The following is a 22,101-nucleotide window of genomic DNA, read 5'->3' as shown; positions in this document are numbered from 1 at the left end:
GTCAAAAAGCTCTCCTATCTACAGAGACGCCCGCAATCTTGGGCAGAGCTTGGCCGTCTGAGATTTCCGCGATCCCCAACTCTCCGACGAAGCGTCCAATCTTGCTTCATTTAAGGCGCAAGACGGCCTGTTAAAAGCGCGCGGGCGCTTAATGAGCTGTTATGTACCACACACCAACACAGGTACAGGCAACACGGTGTTTGCCTCGTCGAGGATATCGAACGTGTATTTTCCCTCCGGATTGATGTCAACTGAATAGCTCAGGCGATCGCGTATATGATTGCTTTCGTCGAACGTGAGCACCTTCGGCTTCAACGACGTAATCCGGCTTTCGTCGAGATAGACCGAGTTGCAAATGATGATCTGGTCACCGGGCTGGCAGGTGCGCGCTGCGGCTCCGTTGAGAACGCAGCACCGCGACCCGCGTTCACCAAGAATGACGTATGTTGAGATTCGGGCGCCGGAATTCCTGTTCCAGATCTCGACAAACTCCATGGGCAGGATACCAGCTTCCTCGCAATGGTCCGGGTCCAAAGTAATTGATCCATGATAGTTGAGGTTTGCCTCAGTCACGTAGATACCATGCAGTTTGCCTGCGACAAGCTTTCTCATGTTCCCTCACCGTTACTTTCGTCGTGCCTTTATTAGAGGAAAGCCTGCCAGACCGGAAGGCACTCGTATGCCAGACTGTCAGGCACCAGGTGGAGGTTACCGATCGATAGCAGCATGCCGCCGCCTTAAGAGATTCGAACATTCGACCCACAACATGCCATTGCCATGTCTCACCTCGTTTCCTCCTCTCGCCTCAGATAGCCGGCGAGGTTCCGAGTCCCCTAAATGCTGAGGAGCACAGCCCCTCCGGTCATCCCTGCGCCGGCCGCCGCCAGCAACAGCTTCTCCCCAGGCACGAAGGACCTGGCCTTGTGCGCAAGCGACAGCGAGAGCGGGATCGTCGCTGCCGACGAATTGCCGTGCTCCTCGATGGTGCGCACGGTCTTTGACGGATCGATGCCGAGATTGTCGCAAACCGCATCGAAGATCCGGACATTCGCCTGATGCGGCACAAAACGGCTGACGTCCGCGGCGCCAAGACCGGCATTGGCGAGCGCACGCTTTGCGCAAACCGTCATCATTTCCACGGCCCGGACGAAAACTTCCCGCCCGTCGCGCATGGTCATCAGGACATCCTCCGCTGCCATGCCTGACGCAAAGGGACGGCTGCTGCCGCCGGCTTGAATCGTGATCAGGTCGTAGCCGCTCCCGTCCGATGAAAGATCGACGCCGATGAGCCCCTTGCCCTGAACGTCGCAAGGCGCGACGACGACGGCGCCGGCCGCATCGGCGAAGAGCACGGCGCTCGCGCTTTCCGCCGGATTGATCCTGCGGCTGAGGATATTGGCCGCAACGACAAGGACCGCTCTCCCCTGCGCGCGGACGAAACCATCGGCAAGCGTCAGCGCGTAAAGAAAACCCGAGCAGGCGCCGGCAAGGTCGATTGCACCGGAATTGGCAAGCCCGAGCCGATGGGCGAGCAGCGGCGCGGATGGCGGCAGCAGGTGATCGGGCGTCGAGGTCGCAAGCAGCGTCAAGGCGATGTCACCCGGTGAGATGCCCGAGTCCCGAAGCGCCGCCTCCCCCGCTTTTGCCGCAAGTCCGCTCAGCGTATCTCCCGTTTCCACCCAGCGTCGCGCACGGATGCCCGTCCGCCGCTCGATCCAACCCGGCTCGAGCCCGAGCTTCGTTTCGATCTCCGCATTTTCAACGCGCCGCGCCGGCACGAAATGGCCGAAACCGGCAAGGCGGCATGACCGGACGGTGCTCATAGCCGCCCCGCCGCGAAGGCCGATGCCGCCTCGTCGATCGCATCATAGGCCCGGTCGAGATCGGCATCGGTGACGCAATAGGGCGGCATCAGATAGATGATATTGCCGAGCGGGCGGATGAGGAGCTTACGCTCGCGGAAGAAGGCCCGAAGTCGCGGTCCGACGTCCGAGAGATAGCCGCCCGCCGGCACGGCGAGATCGAGTGCGGCGATGGTGCCGGCCTGACGCAGGTTGCGAAAACGCGGGTTGCCTTCGAAGCGGCGCAGGCGGCGGCGCTGCTTGGCCGCAAGCGCCTCAATGCGCGCGCCGACTGGCTCCGTCTTCCAGATGCCGAGATTGGCGAGGGCGGCCGCGCAGGCGATGGCGTTGGCCGTATAGGAGCTCGAATGAAAGAACGTCCTGCGGCGGTCCGTCGAAAGATGCGCGTCGAATACAGCGGCGGTGCACAGGGTCGCCGCCAGCGGCAGCGCGCCGCCGGTGAGCCCCTTCGAAGTGCAGAGGATGTCGGGCGCGATCCCCGCCTGTTCGCAGGCAAAAAGAGTGCCCGTCCGGCCCCATCCGGTCATCACCTCGTCGGCGATCAACAGGCTGCCGTACCGCTCGGCGATCCGCTTCAGTTCGGCAAGGACGGAAGCCGTGTAGATCTTCATTCCGCCGGCGCCGAGCACCAGCGGCTCGACGAGCAACGCCGCGACCTGACCGGAGGCGCAAAATGCCTCGAAGGCGTCGAGCGTCTGCTGCTCGCGGCCGGCTTCGGGAAACGGCAGGCGGTCGACGGCGAAGAGAAGCGGCTCATAGGCTGCATTGAAGACACCGCGTTCGCCGGCCGACATCGTGCCGATCGTGTCGCCATGGTAGCCGTGCTCCACGACGCAGATGCGGCCGCGCGGCGCGCCGATATTGTGGAAGTACCCAAGCGCCATCTTCAGCGCCACTTCCACCGCAGTCGAGCCACTGTCGGAATAGAAGACGTGCTTGAGGCCAGCGGGCGCGATCTCGATCAGGCCCCTGGCAAGCTCCTCCGCCGGCGCGTGGGTGTATTCGGCGAAGATGATCTGGTCATAGGTCTCCGAGGCGCGCCGGATCGCTTCCATGATCGCCGGGTGCCGGTGACCATGGGTGATCACCCACCAGGACGAGATCGCGTCGAGGATCCGCGCGCCGTCCTCGTCGATGAGGTAGGCACCCTGGGTGCCGACAACCCGTTTCATCGGCGCTTCGAGCGCATGCTGGGTAAAGGGATGCCAGACGGGAGAGCTTTTCATGCTGGCACCTCGCGGAAGCGGTCGACATCGAAGTTCATGCGAAAGGCTTGCCGCAGGGCATCCGGCGTCAACGGGTTGAGCCGCGGCAATCGCCCGAGCACGCTGACCTGCCCGAGCGCGGCGATGGTGCCTTGAGTGTCCGCCTCGTCATCGCCGATGAAGGCGACGCCAATGACCGGGATCGAGCGGGCGCGGAGCGCTTCGAGCGATAACAGCGTGTGATTGATCGTCCCGAGCCCGGTGCGCGCGCAAAGGACAACGGGGATCCGCCAGCGCGCGAAGACGTCGGCAAAGATCGTCTGGTCCGTCAGCGGCACCATGAGTCCGCCCGCCCCTTCTATGACGAGCGGCGCGTCAATCGCAGGTGGCGAAAGGCTGTCTGGCCGGATCGTGACGCTGTCGATCCTGGCGGCGAGATGCGGCGACGCGGGTGTCGTAAGCCTATAAGCCTCCGGCAGGATATGGTGGGCCGCTATCTGACCGAGCCGCCTGACGGTCTCGCTGTCCCTCTCGCCCTCGAGCCCGGACTGCACCGGCTTCCAGTAGTATCCCGAAAGCGCATCGGTGAGTGCTGCGGCAAAAACCGTCTTGCCGACGTCGGTATCGGTGCCGGTGATCACCAGGCGAAGCGTCATGGCTGCTCCTCCGCCATCGCGATCCTCAGTCTTTCCAGCATCTCGGCGATTGCCGACCGATCGACATTCAGCGTTATCGCGATCCTGAGCCGTGCCGTGCCTTCGGGAACGGTCGGCGGACGGATCGCGCGGATATCGAAGCCTTCAGCGCGCAGGTGGGCCGCGATCCTCACCGCCCGGGCATTGTCGCCGATCTTCACCGGCAGGATCTGCGATCCGCTGCCCTCGATGCCGAGTGTTGTGGCAAGCGCCTCATTGGCGAAGGCCCTGAGCTCATCGATAGCCGCTCGGCGCTGCGGCTCATCCGCGAGTATCCGCAACGCCTCGCGAACGGCGGCTGCTGTCAGCGGCGATGGCGCGGTCGAATAGATGAAGCCGCGGGCGCGGTTGACGAGGTAGTCACAAAGGATCGCATTCGCCCCCAGCAACGCGCCCGAAACCCCGAGTGCCTTGCCGCAGGTATGCAGTACGACGATATTTTCCCGGTCTTCCAGCGAAGCTGAAAACCCGCGGCCGCCGGGGCCGAAGACGCCGGTCGCATGCGCCTCGTCGATCACCAGAAAGCCGTCGTGCCGGTCCGCGAGCGCCGCGATTTCGGCAAGCGGCGCCCGGTCGCCGTCCATCGAATAAAGACTTTCGACGGCAATCCACGGATGCCCCGTTCCGCCGGCGTCGCGCCACCTGCGAATCGCGTCGGCAAAGGCATCCACATCGTTGTGCCGCACCGCTACCCTCGGCGCCTTGCTAGCCGCAATGCCCTCATGGGCGCTCGCATGAATCAGCTCGTCGTGGACGATGATGTCGTCACGCTGCGGCAGGGTCGAGAAAAGCGCGACATTGGCCGCATAACCGCTGCCGAAAAAGAGTGTCCGCTCCGTGCCGAAGAATTCGGCTGCCTCCGCCTCCAGCGCCTCATGCTCCGGATGGTTGCCGCGCAAGAGGCGCGATCCGCCGGCGCCGACCGGCACGCCTTGGTCGATCGCCGCGGCAATGGCAGCCTTGAGGCGCGGCGACCGGGCAAGCGCCAGATAATCGTTCGAGGTGAAATCGACCCCATGCTGCGGCGCAAGCGCCCGGCGCCGCCCCTTGCGCTCGAGCCCCGCCAGCGTCCTTTCGTAACGGACGAGAGTGTCCAATGTCATTCGGCCGGCTCCGGTTCGGCCGGCTGCAATGCCATCGGCTTCAGTCCGAGGCGGCGGAACAGCGCCGCATCGTGGTCCTCGCCGGGATTGTCGGCGGTCAGCAGCGTCTCGCCCACGAAGATGGAATTGGCGCCGGCGAAAAAACAGAGCGCCTGCATCTCGTCGCTCATATCAGTGCGGCCGGCCGAGAGGCGGACATGGGATCGCGGCATGACGATGCGGGCGAGCGCGATCGTACGGACGAAGTCGATCGGATCGACCGGCGGCTGATCGGCAAGCTTCGATCCGGGGATGGGGATCAGCATGTTGATCGGAACGCTTTCCGGGGCGGTCGGCAGATTCGCAAGCGTCAGCAGCATGGAGATACGGTCGTCGACCGTCTCGCCCATGCCAAGAATGCCGCCGGCGCAGACCTTGATCCCCGCCTCGCGCACATTGGCAAGCGTCTCCAACCGGTCGGCGAAGGTCCGGGTGGTAATGACCTCGCTGTAGAAGCGCTCCGAGGTATCGATGTTGTGGTTGTAGTAATCGAGACCGGCATTCGCCAGCCGCTCCGATTGCGCCGGCGTCAGCATGCCGAGGGTCATGCAGGTTTCCATGCCGAGCACCTTGACACCCTCAACCATGGCGACGATCGTTTCCATGTCGCGTTCCTTCGGGCTGCGCCAGGCGGCCCCCATACAGTAGCGCGTCGCCCCGCCCTTCTTGGCCTTGCGGGCCTCCGCGACGACCCGCTCGACCTCCATCAGCTTCGAGGCCTTGAGCCCGGTCGGGTAATGCGCCGACTGGCTGCAATAGCCGCAATCCTCCGCGCAGCCGCCGGTCTTGATCGACAAGAGCCGGCTCATCTGCACGGCGTTGGGATCGAAATGCGCGCGATGGACACACTGAGCGCGGAAGAGCAGGTCGTTGAAGGGCAAATTATAGATTTTTTCCGCATCGCCGAGAATCCAACGCTCTGCGGCGTTGGACTTGGTCGAGTCTCCGTCCCGTGAAGCGTGTATATTCAGCATATTCAGCAATCCCTCCGCCTTCGATCCGAATATATAGATAGAATCCAATATTATCTATAATTTCTTCCCAACGACGGAGACGCAACCATCCGCCCGGAGAGCTGCTGCGAACTTTCAACCATTACGGGATACCAGATCACACGGCCGGCGATGACGACGCCCCGCTCGGAACCAGAAAATGCTGCAAAAGCAATCGACTGAACGGGGCAATCAGCCGACGATCGCGAAGGCACCGCCGGAAGCGCTTTTCATCGGCTTTTGCCCGATCCTCTGGACGTGGCGCTCAAGCACGGCGACGGCGTTCTCGGTCCTGCCTTGGCGAAGGAAAGCCAGGATCGCCCGGTGGTCGTGGACTGGCCTGACCTCCCAGTCCGACCGCCAGGTTGCAAAGAGGAAGCGGGCGCTGACCGCATGCAGATCGTCAATGGCCGCAAGCAGGCGCGGCATGCCGCAAGGCGTCAGAAGCAACCGATGGAAGCGACGGTTCGCCTCCTCCCAAGAGCGCACATTGTGGGCATTGTCGGCTTCGACGGTCGCCCGCTCCGCCTGGTCGAGGATAGCAGACGTAAGATGCGGCGCCGCATGACGCAGCGCCAGCACTTCGAGCGCTGCCCGTATTTCGGCAACCTCGCGAACGTCCTCGAGGCCGAACGAGGCGACCCGTACGCCGCGGCGTGGCTCGCTGACAGCGAGACCCTGCGCTTCAAGCCTGCGCAAGGCTTCGCGCACGGGGACATGGCTTGTGCCGAATTCCTCGGCGATGTGATCCTGCCGGAGCTTGGTGCCCGGCTCCAGTTCACCCGCCACGATCCGTTCCGCGAGAATGCGGCAGATGCGGTTGGCAATCGTGTCTTCATTCGTGGTCATTTTTTATAGATAATTTGCGCAAGGCTCGGTGTCGAGCCGGACGATCGTGCGCGGTGTCCTTAGCAAACTCTTGAGATCGGAGTGGAGCCCACGAGTCAGACTCCGGTACGGTGGTCAGACCAAAGTTCTGTCGGCGGCAGCGCCTCATAGGCTTTTGACGATTCTATCAATGAGGCGACAGTATTCAGGCAGGAAGCATTTCGATCCTTTCGACCTGGCTCGCCGGCAAGGCGCCTTAGGTCCTCGCGCAAGTCAATGACTGCGGCCCTTTGCTCTTCGTAAGTTTCGCTCCTCTGTCATCGACCCTATCGATGCGGGACCAGCGGAAAAAAGACCGAATTCGCCGAAAATAGCGCCTTATCAAGAAGCCCTGAGCCAAGCTATCGTCTTGGTCTTCGACGATCGCGATGGTACAACCCCCGATGATGACCCATGATAGTCGCAGCGCCCCGCTACAAAGTGAATCACACTACGTACAGCTATTCGATTCTCACCCACAACCAATGTGGGTGTACGACACCGAAACGCTCCGTTTCCTCATGGTAAACAACGCTGCCGTTGCCCACTACGGCTACTCTCGGCAGGATTTCCTTAAGATGACCATCAGGGACATTCGTCCCCGCGAAGACGTGCCAGACTTGTTGGAAAGTGTAGCCAAGGGCTGCCTTGGCGTCGAGCAGCCAAGCGTCTTCCGGCATTGTCTCAAGGACGGCCGGATCATCTTCGTAGAGATATCGTCCCATGCCTTCGACTTCGAAGGTCGAAATGCAAGGCTGATTATGGCCCTAGATGTAACTCAGCGCCTGGCTGCTGAACAGAAGATTCGTGAAAGCGAGGAGTTGTTTCGCGCAGTCTCAAACGTAACTGCTGACGTGATTTGGGATTGGAACATTGTTACGGACACCATGTGGTGGAGCGAGGGCCTCAAGGTAGTATTTTGCCACTCTCCTGAAGAGAGTCGTCGCAATCTGGAGTTTTGGAAGACACATGTTCACCCGGACGACCTAGAGCGTGTGTTGCGTTCCACGCAATCGGCGCTCGATTCGAGGGAACAAACATGGGAGGATCAATACAGATTCTTTCGTGGCGATGGCTCGATCGCGTATGTTGAGGATTCTGGATACATCATCTACGACCGCCAGGGAAAGCCGGTTCGATGTGTCGGTGGCATGACTGACGTTACGGCACGCAAGGAAGCGGAAGATAAGCTTGCCCATCAGGCGGCGCTTCTCGACATGGCCCGGGATGCGATTATCGTTCATGGTATCGACCATAGGATTCTGTTTTGGAATAAGGGGGCAGAGCGAATCTACGGGTGGACGGCGGAAGAAGCACTCGGCCAATCGGTTGGACCGCTGCTTTATGGCGATGACTTCAATTCCCTCGCTTACGCCGCCGCTGTCGTGGATACTGGGGAATGGACTGGCGAGATCGCGCAACGGCGCAGGGATGGGAGCTGCATTACAGTGGAGGCCCGCTGTTCCCTGATGCGGGACAGTACTGCTAGTCCGCATTCCATTCTCTCGATTAACTCGGACATAACGAGACGGCTTGCGATAGAGGAGCAACTGAGGCAAGCCCAAAAGCTTGAGGCAGTGGGACGGCTGACGGGGGGCATCGCGCATGACTTCAATAATCTTCTAACGGTCATCTTGGGCAACGCGGAGGTCCTCGCCGAACGGCTGAGCGAGGACAAGAGCCTTCGCCACCTTGCAGAGATGACATCAGCGGCCGCTCAACGAGGTGCTGATCTCGTTCACCGCCTGCTCGCCTTCGCCCGCCGGCAGGCTCTCGAGCCGCAAGTGGTCGATCTTAATTCGCTGCTGAAGGATATGGACGGTCTGCTGCGGCGGGCGCTTTCCGCGGAAATAGAAATCGAATTCATCCAATCAGCCGACCTCTGGAATGCCCTTGTCGATCCCTCCGGACTCGAGACTGCGATCCTGAACCTTTGCCTCAATGCGCGCGATGCGATGCCTCGCGGCGGGCGACTGACGATCGAAACCGGAAATCTCTCTCTCAATCAAAACTATGCAGATTGTGGCGCAGAGATTGCTCCCGGCCAATACGTAGTAGTGACCATCTCCGACACGGGGATTGGGATGCAACCCCAAATCCTCGCGCGCGCCTTCGAGCCGTTCTTTACAACCAAGGAAACTGGGAAGGGCAGCGGCCTCGGACTCAGCATGGTCTTTGGTTTTGCCAAGCAGTCGAATGGACACGTCAAGATCTACTCGGAGCCCGGCCGGGGAACGACAGTCAAGATTTATCTTCCAAGAGCTGTTCGGGGCGAGGAGGAGACGAGATCGAGCCCGGAAAAGGCCGTCGTGCCTCAAGGAACGGAGAAAATTCTTCTGGTGGAGGACAATGGGCTGGTCTTGAGCTATGTAGCCGCGCAGCTCGAAAATTTTGGCTACCGGATCATTGCCGCCGGGAACGGTCAAGAGGCTTCGGACATTCTGAGAGAGGTCTCTGACATCGACCTTCTGTTCACCGACGTAATCATGCCAGGTGGTCTGAATGGAGGTCAATTGGCGGAGGAAGCTCGTCGGATTCGACCGGAGATACCCATTTTATTTACTTCCGGATACACAGAGGACTTCATAACTCATCAAGGTGGGCTCGATCCTGGGCTCCACTTTCTCAAAAAGCCTTATCGACCAAGGGAACTGGCTGCCAAGATTCGCCTGATACTCGATGGCAAGAGAGGACGGGACAGTTTATGAACGCAGTTCGGACTTGCGCTCACCAATATCATCGGGAGCAGGTGGTACAGCTTAGGACTTGAGTGAATACTTTGGTCCTGTAACGGGCTTCATGGGGCTCGAACGTATGCCGCAAATTCCTTCAGAGGCAATGCGGGTGCAAAGAGATAACCTTGCGCTATGTCACAGCCGATGTCGGCAAGAACGGCGGCATCCTCCTGCGTCTCGACGCCTTCCGCAACTGCAAGTGCGTCAAAGCCGTGAGCCAACTGGATGGTCGCGACGCAGATATTTCTCAAACAGCGGTCGCCTGAACATCCATCTACGACAGATCGATCCAATTTAAGTTCAGAGAAGGGTGTGTGCCGCAGCCGTTCAAAGGTGGCGTAACCGCAGCCAAAATCATCGATTGAAATCTTGAAGCCATGCAAGACAGCGCGTGTCGCAAACGCTTGGCAAACGGAGCTATCACCGCCAAGATCGCTTTCGGTGATCTCCAGGACCAGGTCTACGGGCCTAACCGCACCGTCACGAATTCTCTTTAGTTGAAAAATCAACGCCGGCTGCTTCATGTTTCGGGTGGAAACGTTTATCGAGAATCGGAGCGGGACACCATCAAGTAAATCGAGTGCTGCGGCTTTTGCCGCGGCCTTCGCCGCCCTGATGGCGAGTTCATGAAGATCGTTGTCGTCAGCCGAGGGCAAGAACTGGCCGGGAAAGAGCAGACCTGCGGTCGGGTGTCTGATTCGAGCCAAGCACTCTGCCCCCTTTATGAGGCCAGTCTTGAGCTCAACCTTCGGCTGAAACCAGAATTCGATCCAATCCTTCTGAAGCCCCTCCCGCAAGAGCCCGTCGGGAACTATTTTCAACACGCGCGCCAGATTCGCCGCTGGGCCACTCCTCGCCTCGTCTAGAACACCTCTCAAATCTTGCAGCCGGAACGGCTTTTTCAGTGGTGCCTTTGCGTCCAAGCCCGCGCGGAGGGCTACGTCCCTCGCGTGACGAAGCACGATATCAGGATGACCGCTCACTATAACGAGAGCCCCCAAAAACCCGATATCCCGGAGCACATGAAAAACATCAATTCCGTCGGCATCGCCGAGAGACAAGTCGACAAACACAATGTCGGGGCTCTCCCGCTTCACAGTGTCGAGCACGTCGCTGGCTCTTGCAACCGCGCGCGCCTCGACTCCCAGGAGCTGCAGTTGGCATGCCAGAAGCTCGCAGATCTCCTCATCGTCATCAACAATCACCGCTTTCACTTCGAACCTCCTCACTTGAGTGTCGGCGTGTTTGGCGCACGATTGCTCTCCACTGACGTAAGTAGACGATATCCGACGCCACGGACCGTCTGCAGATACTCCACGCTCTTCGAATCCAACTCTCCGACCTTTCTTCTCAGTCTGGAGATATACACATCCACCGTCTTGTCGCCAGGGTCATATTCCCTGAAGCAGGCGTGCTTCGAAAGCTGCGATTTGCTACAGGCCCGTCCGCGGCTTCTGTTGAGTTCTGACAGCAGCCGTGCTTCGAGATCGGTAAGGGGCAACGTTTTGCCGCCGCACATTAAGGCTCTCCTGGCCAGATCACAGTTAACGCTTCCAATCGCCAACTCGCCCGGAGGAACATCGAAGCGCATGCTCCCTGATTTTGCCACAACGCGCGTAAGGCGCGCCTGAAGTTCACGAACCGAAAACGGCTTCATCACATAGTCGTCGGCGCCCGCATCCAAGGCGGTTGCCCGACTCTCCGGGCTTCCTGTCCCCGAAATCAAGATCAGAGGGATGTCCGAGTGCCTCCTGACTGTGCGGAGTATCTCCAGCCCGTTCCCGTCCGGCAAATTTACGTCAACGATCGCACCGTCGAAGAAGTCAATTTCAGCACTATGGATCGTCCGCAGGCATTGCTTGTAGCTTGAAAGCAAACGAATATTGTCTCCCGGCACCGGCCAGCAGTGGATGATCGTCTTTGCCACCAGATCGTCGTCTTCGATTAATAGGATATCCAATGCGTCAGGCTCCCAGTTAGGCCAAACCTGATAAAGCCCACATTTCCGGAAATGGTCCCTCACGTACGGAAAGCTGCCAGCCGCGCCTGGCGCCGCAACATCGGCTAAAGGTGAGGCGGAAGCGTATCAATTGGTCTCGAGAACCCTCTTCAGATCATGGATAGTCGCGAGTGGAAACTGGACACGCGAGAGAATGTTAACAAGTCGCGAAGGTTGCTCTTTGATGAACTCCACCTCAATTTCGTTCTTCGAACGGTGAAATACGGTCGCTCCGATAAAGTAGTCGTAGTTTCCAAGCACGATGTAAAAGTGATCCGGAACCACAGAATAGTTTGTTCTTATTCGGGCACCGCTTTCAGATATTTCGACAACGGCAGCCTTGACCACCGTCAGGTTCCGTAAAGCCCGGGCCGGATAGACTAGGCGCACCAAGAAATGGCAGCTTCTCTTTAGCCGCAGTCGTGTTCTGGCTTCGGCGGCCACTCGGGATAGGTAGGTCGAGTGAAGGCGGTTCCGAGGAGCGGCAACAACCATGAGCAGTAACCCGTTTTTGAGACAGTCGCTCTTCTCAGACGCCGTTAGCGAGAGAGAAGAGCTGGCCCGGTAGTGTCATGCCGGCGGTTAACTGGGGGCTTCGCAAATGTTAAAAAGGGTAAAAAGAAGTGAATTGGAGCTTACGCTGAGCGACGCGCTTGGTTTCCCGGCAAAAAATCCGCGTCAATCAGAGCCGATGTGGAGTGCGCCGCTCGAGGTGGACAGATCGGGATGAGGAATTGACCGGTCCACGGGGTTTTCGGAAGGAGAGACCCGGCGGCGTTCGTAGACGTCAAGTCGTGCTCTTTCGCTACAGGCTTCGCGGGCCGATCCAGCACCGCTGGCGCAAACATCGGAACGTCCTCGGCGACGGGCAAAGCATCGAGCGGTTTCCGAGCGAGCCGACGCCAGGTGAACAACTGCTGAGAGGTCAATCCATGACGCCGCCCACCGCGCAGACCGTGACGCCCGGCTCATAGCTTTCCGCAACAATCTGCGCCTTCCGGTCGTCGCTCAACTCGCGCCGTCGGCCGCTGCCCGTGAAAACCTCGAACCGGCGCACCGGCTCCTCATCTTTGGACCTAGGCGTAAGCTGTGAAATCGACATATGCCCAAGCCCTCGTTCGAGCTCAACATCGTCAATCACACCACGATCCGGAAGGTGCGGTCAAAAGTGAGTGCGAGCAACGGCCCACCTTTCCTTTGCTGACCCGGCTGACCGCTCAACCATCGGCAACGGCCTGCGCGCACCAGGCGGTATTCTTGGCGGTAACAGTGGTTGGCGACCGAACGCCTCAAGAGGGGCTCGCCGTCGGACGTCGCCCACGTTGTGAACCGGCATGCAAAAGTTCAGTGCCGATTGACACACCCCGCGCCACTTCGAGGCTCGGCAGAACAACGGGAAAGCCTGCCGACTGCTCCGGATCTATCACCCGCTTCGAGATCTCCGCAGCAGTCCCGGCCAGAGCACCCGCCTCTCGTGTGCTGGCGCAGAATAATGACCTGCGCCGGGAACTCTTTTCAAAATACGGCTGTATCGTGTTATCGCAGCCGATACTATTGCCTCGAGTTCATCATCGACGGCCGCCATAGGTCGGAGACTGGAACACTCCATGCGAACTGCTATCGATCTAACATCAATTGGATCCGCTGGATTAACCGCTGTTCCACCACTCTCGCGGTGCGGAGAATGCATAGCCAAAGCATGCCCGACCCCACTCCCCGTCTCTTCCGATTGGACCATAATTGCCAACGTCTTTGCGGGGGAGCTTCCTGCGACCAATTTGGAGGCGAGCATGTGAGCGTCGGTGCCAGAAGGGGAAACGATGACTTCCAGCCCTCGAATTTGGGTCACATACATGGTGTTCTCGTCCACCCAGGTCACCGACTGCTTGCCTTCGGGCAGGACGAAGCCCTCCTTTACGAATTCACCCTTGGCAACGTCGAATTCGCGCACAACATCTGCATCCTTACCGCCATCGGACAGGCTGATCAGGCATTCAGGACCGTCGTCACCGCCTGCTGGACGATCTTATCCTCTAGCGCAGCGATGCCGAGCGGTCTCAGTTTGCCATTCAATTTCAGGTCCTGATCATCGTACGAATTGCATGCGCCAGGACCCTAGATGACACTGGTTTAGTCAGCGCAAGGGCGGAAGCCGCGTCATCAGCCGCTAGTGGCATATTAAGGTTAGTTGCTCCCACGATGATAACGGGCACTGTCTTGAGGGGGGCGCGCACTTCGTCAGCGTGTTGTCGCCCGGGAAGTGACGAATGGTCCGCCACAATAAGATCGGCGGCTTTGCCCCCCAAGATCCAGTCGCAAAGACGTTCGAACGTCCTGAAGCCGACTGGCTCATAGCCCAACGCGGCAATCTTGTCCTCAAATGCCGCCAGCGTCGTTGGATCTGGCTCCACTACTGCGACGATCTCTCCATTACCAAACGGTGTATTGCAAGGTCCAAAAAAGGTGTCAATACTGACTGGCTCCTTCGGGGATCGCGGTAAGTAGATGTTGAAGTGCGTACCTCGCCCAACCCTTGAGACAACGTCAATGTATCCTGCAAGTGCGCCCACATGGCCGTGCACCGCAGCGAGGCCCAGTCCCGTTCCGCCGGAACGAGAGCGCGTGGTGAAAAACGGCTCAAAAATATGTGGTAGCACCGATTCAGCAATGCCTTCGCCGTCATCACAGACGGAGAGGAGGACATAGTCTCCGGCTGGTAAAGTGCCGCGAGCAAGTGTCTTCGATTGTGAAACAACAGTGTGAGAGACGCTGACCTCAATGCGGCCTTCATTCGAGAAAGCCTCCGAGGCATTCTTGCAGAGGTTCATCAGGATCTGCTGTATTTCCAATGGGCTCCCTTCGATTACCTTCTGTCTTTCGTCAATTTTGAAGTGCAGCTCTACGTCCGCAGGACACGCAACGCGCAGCAACGGAGCTAAATCCATAACCACCTCGGAGAGGTTGAAGGGCTTGGCTATGCGCGCCCGATTTCGGCTTAAAGCGAGGGTCTGGTCAATGATCAGCCTCGCTCGGTAGCCTGCCAAGATAATTTGGCCGATGTAACCTCGAGTCCTCGAGGGGCGACGCAGAAGACTGTGGGCCATCTCGGCATAGCCGATGATTGCACCTAAGATGTTGTTGAATTCATGAGCGATGCCACCTGCAAGTGTGCCGGCAGTCTTTAGGCGCTCCGCATGTTCCAACTGCCTCTCCAGAAGATTACGCTCCGTCTCCTTACGTCGAAGATCTAGGTAATTGCAGACGCGACCAGTAGCGCTCTCAAGAAATTGGAGCTCACTGGAACAGGGTCGTGGACGATCCCGCTCATAGACAAGGCAACAAACCGCGACTAGCTCCTCGGAAGCCTTCAAGGCGAGCATGTGACAAAGACCAGAAATCCCCTCACCAACGGAGCGAACTTTTCGCGCGGAAACGATGTCAAATACTGGCTTCCTCTCCTCTCCCTTGGCACGAGAGGCGATTTCAAGCAGCCGAGCATTCTTCCAGATAGGCCCAGGAGTGGTTGCGGCGAAACACTCAGCTTCCCCCCCCGTGCGAACGTCCAAGAGTGCCAGCGCGCACTGATCAGCATTGAAAAAGCGCTGAAGAACTCGAAGTGCTGCTTGGGTCGAGGAGGTTAGCGTCCCCTTACTTGCTTCACCACCTCTAAAGCAAGTCCCAATCTCCTTCATCGCCGCTTCAAACTCCAAGTGCCTTGCCAACCGATTGGTCTGCAGACGCAACCTTGAAATTAGAGCGACTACAGAAACACAAAGGAATATCGAAAGCGCGACCAGGAAAATCATGCCGTCCACTCGCTCAGATTTTGACAAGGCGTGGCCTTCCAAAGTCGCGCTTCGAGCATTGGTCAGTGGCCCGTCTGAAGGCCAGAGAGGCGGGATGCACTTTCAACATAGTCGAACTCCGAAGGTATATTGCCCCACGAGGCTACTACTATCGAAGCCTGGTGTGCCAAACCGATAAATCGTTACATTTGCAATCTGGGCTTCTCCAACTCCAGAGCACGTCTTTGAAATCGGAATTGTTTTTGCGACATCGCCCGAGGTTACGATCCGCGGCGATTCAGGGTGCCCGGCATAGTCATTCCGATCTCGATGATGTCATCCTGCGGAACGCAAGAGCTACCTGCACCGGCAAGCCCCAAGCTGCCGCTTCACCTGCGAGCAGCGACCAGGAGCGAGTGGCAAGCCGCGCTTGGCTGTGATACGGCGTGCGGTGGCAGCCGATGTGCCGTTTTCAAGGGTAGCCGCAGACGCGGTGTCTGGCGTCGGGGACGCCGAAAGAACCCTGCGGCGAGCCTGCAAAGGCTACGTTGCTGGGGTCAAGTCGGACCACCATTTCGGCTCTTGGTCGGGGAAGCCTCCGGTCGCCGGCACAGCTCAGGAGATCGCCCGTGATCTCGATCCAAAAGCATGGCAGCGTCTTTCCGCCGGTGAGGGCACGAAAGGCGCACGGCCTCATAACTGGGCCTACTGCGAACTCGCAGATCTCGCTGCCGACGAATATAGGGAGACGAAATCGGGACTTTGGACCCGTGGCCTGCTGATCCGGCGCAACGTCAGCGACGGTGATCTCGCATTCTTCACCACATGGTGCCCGGTCTGGACGGGCATCCAGACGCTCGTTTCCGTTGAAGGCCACCGCTGGGCGATCGAGGACAGCTTCGAGACCGCAAAGAACGAGCTCGGACTCGATCACAACGAAAGCCGGTCATGGCATGGCTGGCATCGCCACGGCTCCCTCGTCATGCTCCCCTCCTTGATGACGGTGATCCGATACCGCGCAATGACGCGCCGCCCCAAAAAAAAGACCGCGGATGCCGACCATCAGGATTTGGATCCGCTCGTCTATCCAGGAAGTCCGGCGCATTTCGCCTTCAGGCTCGCCGAGCGTCGCATAAACCCCCGCCTACGTCATCGCACGGTCATGCTGGAGGCGCGCCATCAGGCGGCCGCGCGACGAGCTCATCTGAGAACTAAAATGCAACTGTAATGCTAGAGAGCTTCCGGGAAGCGCCCATCGGGTGTTCGGGCGCTCCGTGGTGTCCAAGCTTGGCTACCTGCGGCTGCAAGCTCCCAATGAACTCATCGCCCCGAGCTTGAACGTCCCCTGCTTCTACCGCATTCCATGAATTCCGCACGCGCGCGATCAAAGGTTTCAGTGATGGATTTCGCGACGTCGTGCATCGCCTTCGCTTGCTCCAATGAACCGACTCCTGCTGGGAGCCGTTGGACCTGAGCCTCAATTGCGTCGATGCTCCTGTCCACTGACCTCTGCGGCTGTACAGGCTGCCTGTGGGACCACTCTTGCTGATCTTGCATCAACTGGTTATAAAGCGGGACCAACTCCGGAGTATGGTCAAACATGGCGGCAAGTTGCGCCTTGTCGCCTGCGTTCAAATAGTCATTTCCCCTTATAAGGGCCCTGGCTCCGTTGTCGCGAACTACTGGTTCATCGTCCGCGAAAGAAGCCAGCGCTCGATCAATAATGCGCCTTCTATCATGATCATGATAAAAGTCCCCCAGGTTGGTCGATAGTACGGCGGCCGCGGCGGCTTTATGCCATTTGTCATCGTTGGAGATGACGTGGTCGACTATTGCCGTTTGCGCATTGGCCTCGTAAAATTTTAGTAGTGGCTGGATCGCGGGAATTTGCCTGCATGCGAAATTAAAGTTGGCCTCGGGAGTACCGTCCGGCAATTCGGGCAGCGCCTTCTCGGACAAAGCCGCAAATGAAGTGCCGAGCCGATTGAGCCGCGCTTCAAACTGCGCTGCGTTGCCTCTCGCGAACTCGCCTTGCACCGCATGGCTCGTTAAACTAAAATGAGCAAGGTTGATCGCCGCTTCGCGCGGGTTATCAGGGGTTAGACCTTTCGCCACTTCTGAAAGTGCGTCTGTCGGCAGGTCAGTTAGTCGTGTGACGCCACCGGTGGTACGGGACGAACTTTCACCTGTACGTACACGTTGATCGCGATCCATGGTCGGACTCCGAAGTTATTTCTTTACCCTACGAGGGTACCATCGAAGCCTGGTCTGCCAAACCAACATTGCGTTACATTTGTAAGCTGGAGAGGCTTCTCCAGCTCCAGAGCGCATCCTTTGAAGTCGGAAGCATCTTGTTCAATTGAACGAAGCCGCTTTCGCGGCATCTGGCAACAATACGGCTTGCGCACTGCGGTCTTCTTTGGCGTCATGCCAGGTCAAGCCGCGATTTAGCTTCTGCTTGGCCGGAACAACCTGTCACCACGGCGCGCTGAGGTTTCCAACACCCTCGTATCTCAAGCGTTCGCAACGCCGCGGCGATCATCAACTCACGTCATCGATAACGAGACGACGAGTGCCCGCAACCTCGGTAAGTTACAAAGGTGTTTTAATCCGATTGAACCTGTAACAATAATATACTCTTTTAACTCGATTATGATTTTCGCGGCGTGGCGTTTTAGTCCATTTCTGGATATTGCGTATCTCAGCCAGGTCCGAATCTTCCGCTCTCTGGGTGCCGCCGCTAACGAGTGGCAACATCGCCTAATGACGGGTTCTATGCCGTGAGGACGCGGCATTTTACTACCAATCGAACGATACGATAGACTGATGATTTCAAACGAAACTAGGCCTTTAAGCATAGCTGTCAGTATCGTGTGTTCACTGGCTGCAGGTTTTTGTGGAGCAAGCATGTACTCAACATTCCGTTACGGATTTGACGGAAGGGCTTTGTTGACGTTTGACATCTTCGCTTTTTGGTATGAGACGCCTTTCTATCTGGGCTACACAACCCTCTCCTTCTATCGGGGTTTGGCTGTCGTCGTCTTAACGTCCGGAACCATTCTGCTAATGCAGCAGATGGTACCCGGACGCAATCGGCAACATCACGGCACCGCGCGCTGGGCTCGCGTGGATGAAATGCGGCGTGCAGGTTATCTTCAGCGGTACAATCGCATCAGTGGTCCAGTGTTTGGGAAGACGAGTGCTCGTTTTTGGTCTGACTATTACCTGACCAATAGCGAGCAGCCTCACAGCCTCATCGTTGCGCCGACGCGCGCGGGAAAAGGCGTGGGCATTGTCATTCCAACGCTACTTACGTTCAAAGGCTCAGTGATAGCCCTCGACGTTAAGGGCGAGCTTTTTGAACTCACCTCTAGGGCTCGCAAAGCGCGTGGCGACAGCGTGTTTAAATTGGCGCCGCTAGACCCAGAGCGACGGACGAGTTGCTACAATCCTCTATTGGATATCATGGCAATGTCGCCAGAGCGGCAGTTCACCGAAGCGCGTCGCCTGGCGGCGAACCTCATTACGGCCAAGGGACAAGGCGCGGAAGGTTTCATCAACGGCGCACGAGATCTTTTTGTCGCCGGCATTCTTGCCTGCATCGAGCGCGGCACGCCAACGATCGGGGCCGTCTACGACCTCTTTGCTCAGCCAGGGGAGAAATATAGCCTCTTTGCGCGCCTCGCGGAGGAGACCCGGAATAAGGAGGCTCAGCGGATCTTCGATGACATGGCAGGTAATGATACAAAAATCCTAACCTCCTACACTTCTGTGCTGGGGGATGGCGGGCTCAACTTATGGGCGGACCCGCTGGTTAAAGCGGCGACAAGCCGATCGGACTTCTCAATCTACGATCTGCGACGTCGCAGGACTTGCGTTTATCTTTGCGTCAGCCCGAACGATCTTGAGGTGGTCGCCCCTCTGATGCGCCTGCTTTTCCAGCAGGTCGTTTCAATTCTGCAACGCTCGCTGCCTGGCAAGGACGAGAAGCACGAGGTGCTATTCCTGCTCGATGAATTCAAGCACCTGGGTAGGCTGGAGGCGATCGAGACGGCCATCACGACGATTGCGGGCTACAAGGGCCGTTTTATGCTCATAATCCAAAGTCTCTCGGCGCTGACCGGAACCTACGACGAGGCTGGCAAGCAAAACTTCCTCAGCAATACTGGTGTGCAGGTCTTCATGGCAACAGCCGATGACGAGACACCGGTTTATATTTCGAAAGCCATCGGTGAATATACGTTTCGAGCACGATCCACTTCCTACAACCAAAGCCGAATGTTCGATCGCAATATTCAGAATTCAGATCAAGGAGCACTCCTATTAAGGCCCGAACAGGTGCGACTGCTTCCTGACAAATACGAGATCGTTCTCATTAAGGGCCAGCCACCATTGCAACTGCAAAAGGTACGATATTATTCCGATCGCGCGCTGAAGCGCATCTTTGAAAGTCAGACAGGCGACCTTCCGGAGCCGGTACCCTTGATGATTGCAGAAGGGAAGCTGGGCGCAAATTCGAGCTTCAACGACTGTTGACCAGCATACTCCGCAAAGCGCGACTGAGGGGCGGCTGAGCGCTTCCCGCGGGATGCGACAGAACGAACCCCTACTTCATGCGATAAGGTGGGCGCTGACGGCGCTAAGACATACCACTACGATAAAGGCGGCTTGCATCGATGACGACCTGCTGCAGGGGACCCTTGCTCAGGGGTCACCAAGTATCTCCAGAAAACAACCGTTTCCAGGTGCGAAGATATGCCTACCACGGGCGGCTGCCTGTCCTCGAGCCAATGCTGTAGCTCAAGAGGGGTTTTGCTTTTTCGGCGGCTGGACGATCAGCGACTAAGAAGTGTGTTGGCTGCCTAATTTTCTGCATCCAAAAGTCAACAAGCGTGAATTCATCGTCCGAGCGGGGTTACTGCGCCTACCCTAGAAACTACCTACACACCCGTCTCGGGTGACCGCACGAAGCGCGCAGCGGCTCGCGCACAACACCGACGGCTGTAAGGACTACTGATCAAGCGGCCAATGTGCCCCCGTAGTGAATATCCACATCAGCGTCGAAGAAATAGCCTGCACCCCGGGACGTTTTGATCAGACGAGGGTTGGCCGGATCCGCCTCAAGCTTTCGGCGCAAGCGCAGGATGAGGACGTCAACACTTCGGTCATACACCTCTTCTCCACGTACTCGGCTCGCAAGCAGAAGCTGTTCCCTGGATAAAACGTCGCGTGGTTTTTCCAAGAAGGCGACTAAGAGATTGAACTCACCTGCGGTCAGCTTGAGTTCGCCGCTCTGTTCAGAGATCAGTCGGCGTTGCTTAAGATTAAGCGTCCAACCGGCAAAATGAAATGAACGCCGATCTTTTGTCCGTGGGATGATGGGCCGCTGCCGCAATGCTACTCGAATGCGGGCCAAGAATTCTCGCATTCCAAACGGCTTGGGAACGAAATCAGTTGCTCCGAGTTCCAGTGCAACAACTTTTTCGGCCTCCTCAAGACGGTCCCCGCTGATGATAATGATCGGAATATCCGATTTTCTCGTCAAATTGCGGATGATGTCCAGTCCATCTTCGCGACCCAAATTAAGATCAAGAACCACGAGATCAACCGGCTCGCACGAGAGCACGCGATGGAGCTGCCCACTATCGCTTACTGCGGTTACCTTGAAGGCATGCGTCGTCAGATACTCGACAATGAGGTGCCGCATGGCGATATCGTCATCGATGACAAGAACGTGTTTCAATTGCTCACCTTTCAATCTTGAACCGGCTTGCAAACCTCTAATCAATCGATCGTCGCCGATTGCTTTCAGGTGTAGTTCCGGATTGTCGGGGATTTCGTAGGACGAGACACCGGTAGAGTTCGGGATCTACTGGCAGGCGCTTTTCCTCGAGACCCTTCGGATCACTGCGCGCGCATTCTTCCAACGGCGTATCGACTAAAATTTCGATGAACTCCCCTTTCTGCAGCAGCTCGCGTATGCGCCGTTTGCCGCGGAACGGCGACATGAAGAATTGCAGGTTGATCGGTCCCGCACGCCCATGAGCTTGGCAGACTTCCGCGACGCGCCGAGTCTCCTCGACGCGATCGGCGTCGGTGAAGCCTACTCCTGATTGAAGCCGTGGTCTAAGTTGTCGCTGTCGACCGGAAGCGTGTATTTGCCGCCGTCGGGCAGGAGCCGATCGAGTGCATTTGCGATCGCCCTGCCGAGGTCGGAAAGTCCGGTGAACGACAGGACAGCAGGGCGCTGGCTCTGCATCGTTGCGCGCGCACCTTTGTTCACGTCCATCGCCTGCCAAAGGGCGTTGTCGACGCCGGAGCGGGAAATCAATTAGCGGGGCTCCGACCGTTGCGCTGGTCACCCGGTCGACGAATACTAAGTTACCGGTCGCCAGCTTATCCTTGTAGGAGTCGAACGCGATCGGCACGCGCGTCGAGATGTTGCAGAAACCGACTTTGTTCATCTGCAGCAATTTCGCTGCCTCGCGCATGAAGGTGTTGACGTCCATTTGTTGCTTGAGCGCGGTGACAGTGGCGCTGGCACTGTCCGTTTTCGCCCGCAGAATACAGCTTCGCCAGAGGAGCGTCGGATTGGCATCGGACCAGATGACATGCAACGCGAACTGATCTGTCAGTAAAGGTCTCGAAGCGGGCGCGACGAGCATGTTACCGCACGAAGCCTTCACCTCGTCTGCAATGACGAAGGTGCAGGCCTCGCCCTCCCCCGCGCTCACGAGGTTCTCGTTATGAGTGCCGATCTCCTTGACGCCCGACCACATCGAACGCGAGATAACGGTAGAGGTCAGGCAGTAGACGGGG

General features: G+C 58.1%; 15 protein-coding genes and 4 pseudogenes. 3 read left to right on the top strand and 16 right to left on the bottom strand.

What is annotated here, in order from left to right; translation table 11 throughout:
* Window positions 1-159 precede the first annotated feature (159 nt).
* The 7 genes from panD to PZN02_RS31640 all read right to left on the bottom strand — a co-directional run bounded on the left by panD (window position 160) and on the right by PZN02_RS31640 (window position 6,745).
* Complete coding sequence (panD, locus tag PZN02_RS31670; RefSeq protein ID WP_280663485.1) at window positions 160-612, bottom strand: aspartate 1-decarboxylase; 453 nt, start codon at window positions 610-612, stop codon at window positions 160-162.
* A 221-nt stretch (window positions 613-833) separates the two neighbouring features.
* The gene (locus PZN02_RS31665; protein WP_280663484.1) at window positions 834-1,823 is read right to left on the bottom strand and encodes a beta-ketoacyl-ACP synthase III; all 990 of its coding nucleotides are present in this window, start codon (window positions 1,821-1,823) and stop codon (window positions 834-836) included.
* A complete protein-coding gene (locus PZN02_RS31660) occupies window positions 1,820-3,088 on the bottom strand; it encodes an adenosylmethionine--8-amino-7-oxononanoate transaminase (protein ID WP_280663483.1) in 1,269 nt (422 codons plus the stop codon). The genes PZN02_RS31665 and PZN02_RS31660 overlap by 4 nt, the downstream gene beginning before the upstream one ends.
* Window positions 3,085-3,723 carry a dethiobiotin synthase gene (gene bioD / locus PZN02_RS31655; protein WP_280663482.1) on the bottom strand — a complete coding sequence of 213 codons (639 nt, stop codon included), beginning with the start codon at window positions 3,721-3,723 and terminating at the stop codon, window positions 3,085-3,087. Before bioD ends, PZN02_RS31660 begins: the two co-directional genes overlap by 4 nt.
* Window positions 3,720-4,865 (bottom strand): 8-amino-7-oxononanoate synthase, encoded by a 1,146-nt coding sequence (locus tag PZN02_RS31650; RefSeq protein ID WP_280663481.1) that lies wholly within the window; start codon window positions 4,863-4,865, stop codon window positions 3,720-3,722. Before PZN02_RS31650 ends, bioD begins: the two co-directional genes overlap by 4 nt.
* The gene (gene bioB / locus PZN02_RS31645; protein ID WP_280663480.1) at window positions 4,862-5,878 is read right to left on the bottom strand and encodes a biotin synthase BioB; all 1,017 of its coding nucleotides are present in this window, start codon (window positions 5,876-5,878) and stop codon (window positions 4,862-4,864) included. The genes PZN02_RS31650 and bioB overlap by 4 nt, the downstream gene beginning before the upstream one ends.
* 210 nt (window positions 5,879-6,088) lie before the next feature.
* Window positions 6,089-6,745 carry a GntR family transcriptional regulator gene (locus PZN02_RS31640; RefSeq protein ID WP_280663479.1) on the bottom strand — a complete coding sequence of 219 codons (657 nt, stop codon included), beginning with the start codon at window positions 6,743-6,745 and terminating at the stop codon, window positions 6,089-6,091.
* Between the two features lie 407 nt (window positions 6,746-7,152).
* On the opposite strand from PZN02_RS31640, the gene PZN02_RS31635 reads away from it, so the two are divergent.
* Window positions 7,153-9,471 (top strand): PAS domain S-box protein, encoded by a 2,319-nt coding sequence (locus PZN02_RS31635; RefSeq protein ID WP_342394740.1) that lies wholly within the window; start codon window positions 7,153-7,155, stop codon window positions 9,469-9,471.
* Window positions 9,472-9,560: 89 nt separating this feature from the next.
* Here the strand turns inward: PZN02_RS31635 and PZN02_RS31630 are convergent, their stop codons facing one another.
* The 6 genes and pseudogenes from PZN02_RS31630 to PZN02_RS31610 form a co-directional block, all read right to left on the bottom strand.
* Window positions 9,561-10,712, bottom strand: coding sequence for an EAL domain-containing response regulator (locus tag PZN02_RS31630; RefSeq protein ID WP_280663478.1), 1,152 nt, complete (start codon window positions 10,710-10,712; stop codon window positions 9,561-9,563).
* An 11-nt stretch (window positions 10,713-10,723) separates the two neighbouring features.
* The gene (locus PZN02_RS31625; RefSeq protein WP_280663477.1) at window positions 10,724-11,458 is read right to left on the bottom strand and encodes a response regulator transcription factor; all 735 of its coding nucleotides are present in this window, start codon (window positions 11,456-11,458) and stop codon (window positions 10,724-10,726) included.
* Window positions 11,459-12,422: 964 nt separating this feature from the next.
* A complete protein-coding gene (locus PZN02_RS31620; protein WP_280663476.1) occupies window positions 12,423-12,638 on the bottom strand; it encodes a hypothetical protein in 216 nt (71 codons plus the stop codon).
* A 699-nt stretch (window positions 12,639-13,337) separates the two neighbouring features.
* A pseudogene (locus PZN02_RS31615) lies at window positions 13,338-13,502 on the bottom strand (hypothetical protein); the annotation flags it as partial.
* Window positions 13,487-13,573: pseudogene (locus PZN02_RS32400) on the bottom strand (hypothetical protein); the annotation flags it as partial. The pseudogenes PZN02_RS31615 and PZN02_RS32400, both read right to left, overlap by 16 nt.
* Complete coding sequence (locus PZN02_RS31610; protein WP_280663475.1) at window positions 13,573-15,345, bottom strand: two-component system VirA-like sensor kinase; 1,773 nt, start codon at window positions 15,343-15,345, stop codon at window positions 13,573-13,575. The pseudogene PZN02_RS32400 and the gene PZN02_RS31610, both read right to left, overlap by 1 nt.
* Before the next feature lie 358 nt (window positions 15,346-15,703).
* Here PZN02_RS31610 and PZN02_RS31605 point away from each other — a divergent pair.
* Window positions 15,704-16,352, top strand: a pseudogene (locus tag PZN02_RS31605) (IS701 family transposase); the annotation flags it as partial.
* Between the two features lie 250 nt (window positions 16,353-16,602).
* Here the strand turns inward: PZN02_RS31605 and PZN02_RS31600 are convergent.
* On the bottom strand, window positions 16,603-17,496 hold the full coding sequence (locus PZN02_RS31600) for a hypothetical protein (RefSeq protein WP_280663474.1): 894 nt from the start codon (window positions 17,494-17,496) through the stop codon (window positions 16,603-16,605).
* 612 nt (window positions 17,497-18,108) lie between these two features.
* On the opposite strand from PZN02_RS31600, the gene virD4 reads away from it, so the two are divergent.
* Window positions 18,109-19,818 carry a type IV secretion system ATPase VirD4 gene (virD4, locus tag PZN02_RS31595; RefSeq protein ID WP_280663473.1) on the top strand — a complete coding sequence of 570 codons (1,710 nt, stop codon included), beginning with the start codon at window positions 18,109-18,111 and terminating at the stop codon, window positions 19,816-19,818.
* Between the two features lie 481 nt (window positions 19,819-20,299).
* Here the strand turns inward: virD4 and virG are convergent, their stop codons facing one another.
* Both virG and PZN02_RS31585 read right to left on the bottom strand, forming a co-directional pair.
* Window positions 20,300-21,025 carry a two-component system response regulator VirG gene (gene virG / locus PZN02_RS31590; protein WP_280663790.1) on the bottom strand — a complete coding sequence of 242 codons (726 nt, stop codon included), beginning with the start codon at window positions 21,023-21,025 and terminating at the stop codon, window positions 20,300-20,302.
* A 48-nt stretch (window positions 21,026-21,073) separates the two neighbouring features.
* A pseudogene (locus PZN02_RS31585) lies at window positions 21,074-22,055 on the bottom strand (adenylyl-sulfate kinase); the annotation flags it as partial.
* Window positions 22,056-22,101: the final 46 nt, after the last annotated feature.

Origin of the sequence: Sinorhizobium garamanticum (assembly GCF_029892065.1) — a bacterium.
GTDB classification, from domain to species: Bacteria; Pseudomonadota; Alphaproteobacteria; order Rhizobiales; family Rhizobiaceae; genus Sinorhizobium; species Sinorhizobium garamanticum.
This window is presented reverse-complemented; position numbering and strand designations above follow the sequence as displayed.

What these genes read in the sequence shown, in the direction of transcription:
- panD (WP_280663485.1), bottom strand. Translation starts at nt 612, where the DNA reads ATGAGAAAGCTTGTCGCAGGCAAACTGCATGGTATCTACGTGACTGAG.
- PZN02_RS31665 (WP_280663484.1), bottom strand. Translation starts at nt 1,823, where the DNA reads ATGAGCACCGTCCGGTCATGCCGCCTTGCCGGTTTCGGCCATTTCGTG.
- PZN02_RS31660 (WP_280663483.1), bottom strand. Translation starts at nt 3,088, where the DNA reads ATGAAAAGCTCTCCCGTCTGGCATCCCTTTACCCAGCATGCGCTCGAA.
- bioD (WP_280663482.1), bottom strand. Translation starts at nt 3,723, where the DNA reads ATGACGCTTCGCCTGGTGATCACCGGCACCGATACCGACGTCGGCAAG.
- PZN02_RS31650 (WP_280663481.1), bottom strand. Translation starts at nt 4,865, where the DNA reads ATGACATTGGACACTCTCGTCCGTTACGAAAGGACGCTGGCGGGGCTC.
- bioB (WP_280663480.1), bottom strand. Translation starts at nt 5,878, where the DNA reads ATGCTGAATATACACGCTTCACGGGACGGAGACTCGACCAAGTCCAAC.
- PZN02_RS31640 (WP_280663479.1), bottom strand. Translation starts at nt 6,745, where the DNA reads ATGACCACGAATGAAGACACGATTGCCAACCGCATCTGCCGCATTCTC.
- PZN02_RS31635 (WP_342394740.1), top strand. Translation starts at nt 7,153, where the DNA reads ATGGTACAACCCCCGATGATGACCCATGATAGTCGCAGCGCCCCGCTA.
- PZN02_RS31600 (WP_280663474.1), bottom strand. Translation starts at nt 17,496, where the DNA reads ATGGATCGCGATCAACGTGTACGTACAGGTGAAAGTTCGTCCCGTACC.
- virD4 (WP_280663473.1), top strand. Translation starts at nt 18,109, where the DNA reads ATGATTTCAAACGAAACTAGGCCTTTAAGCATAGCTGTCAGTATCGTG.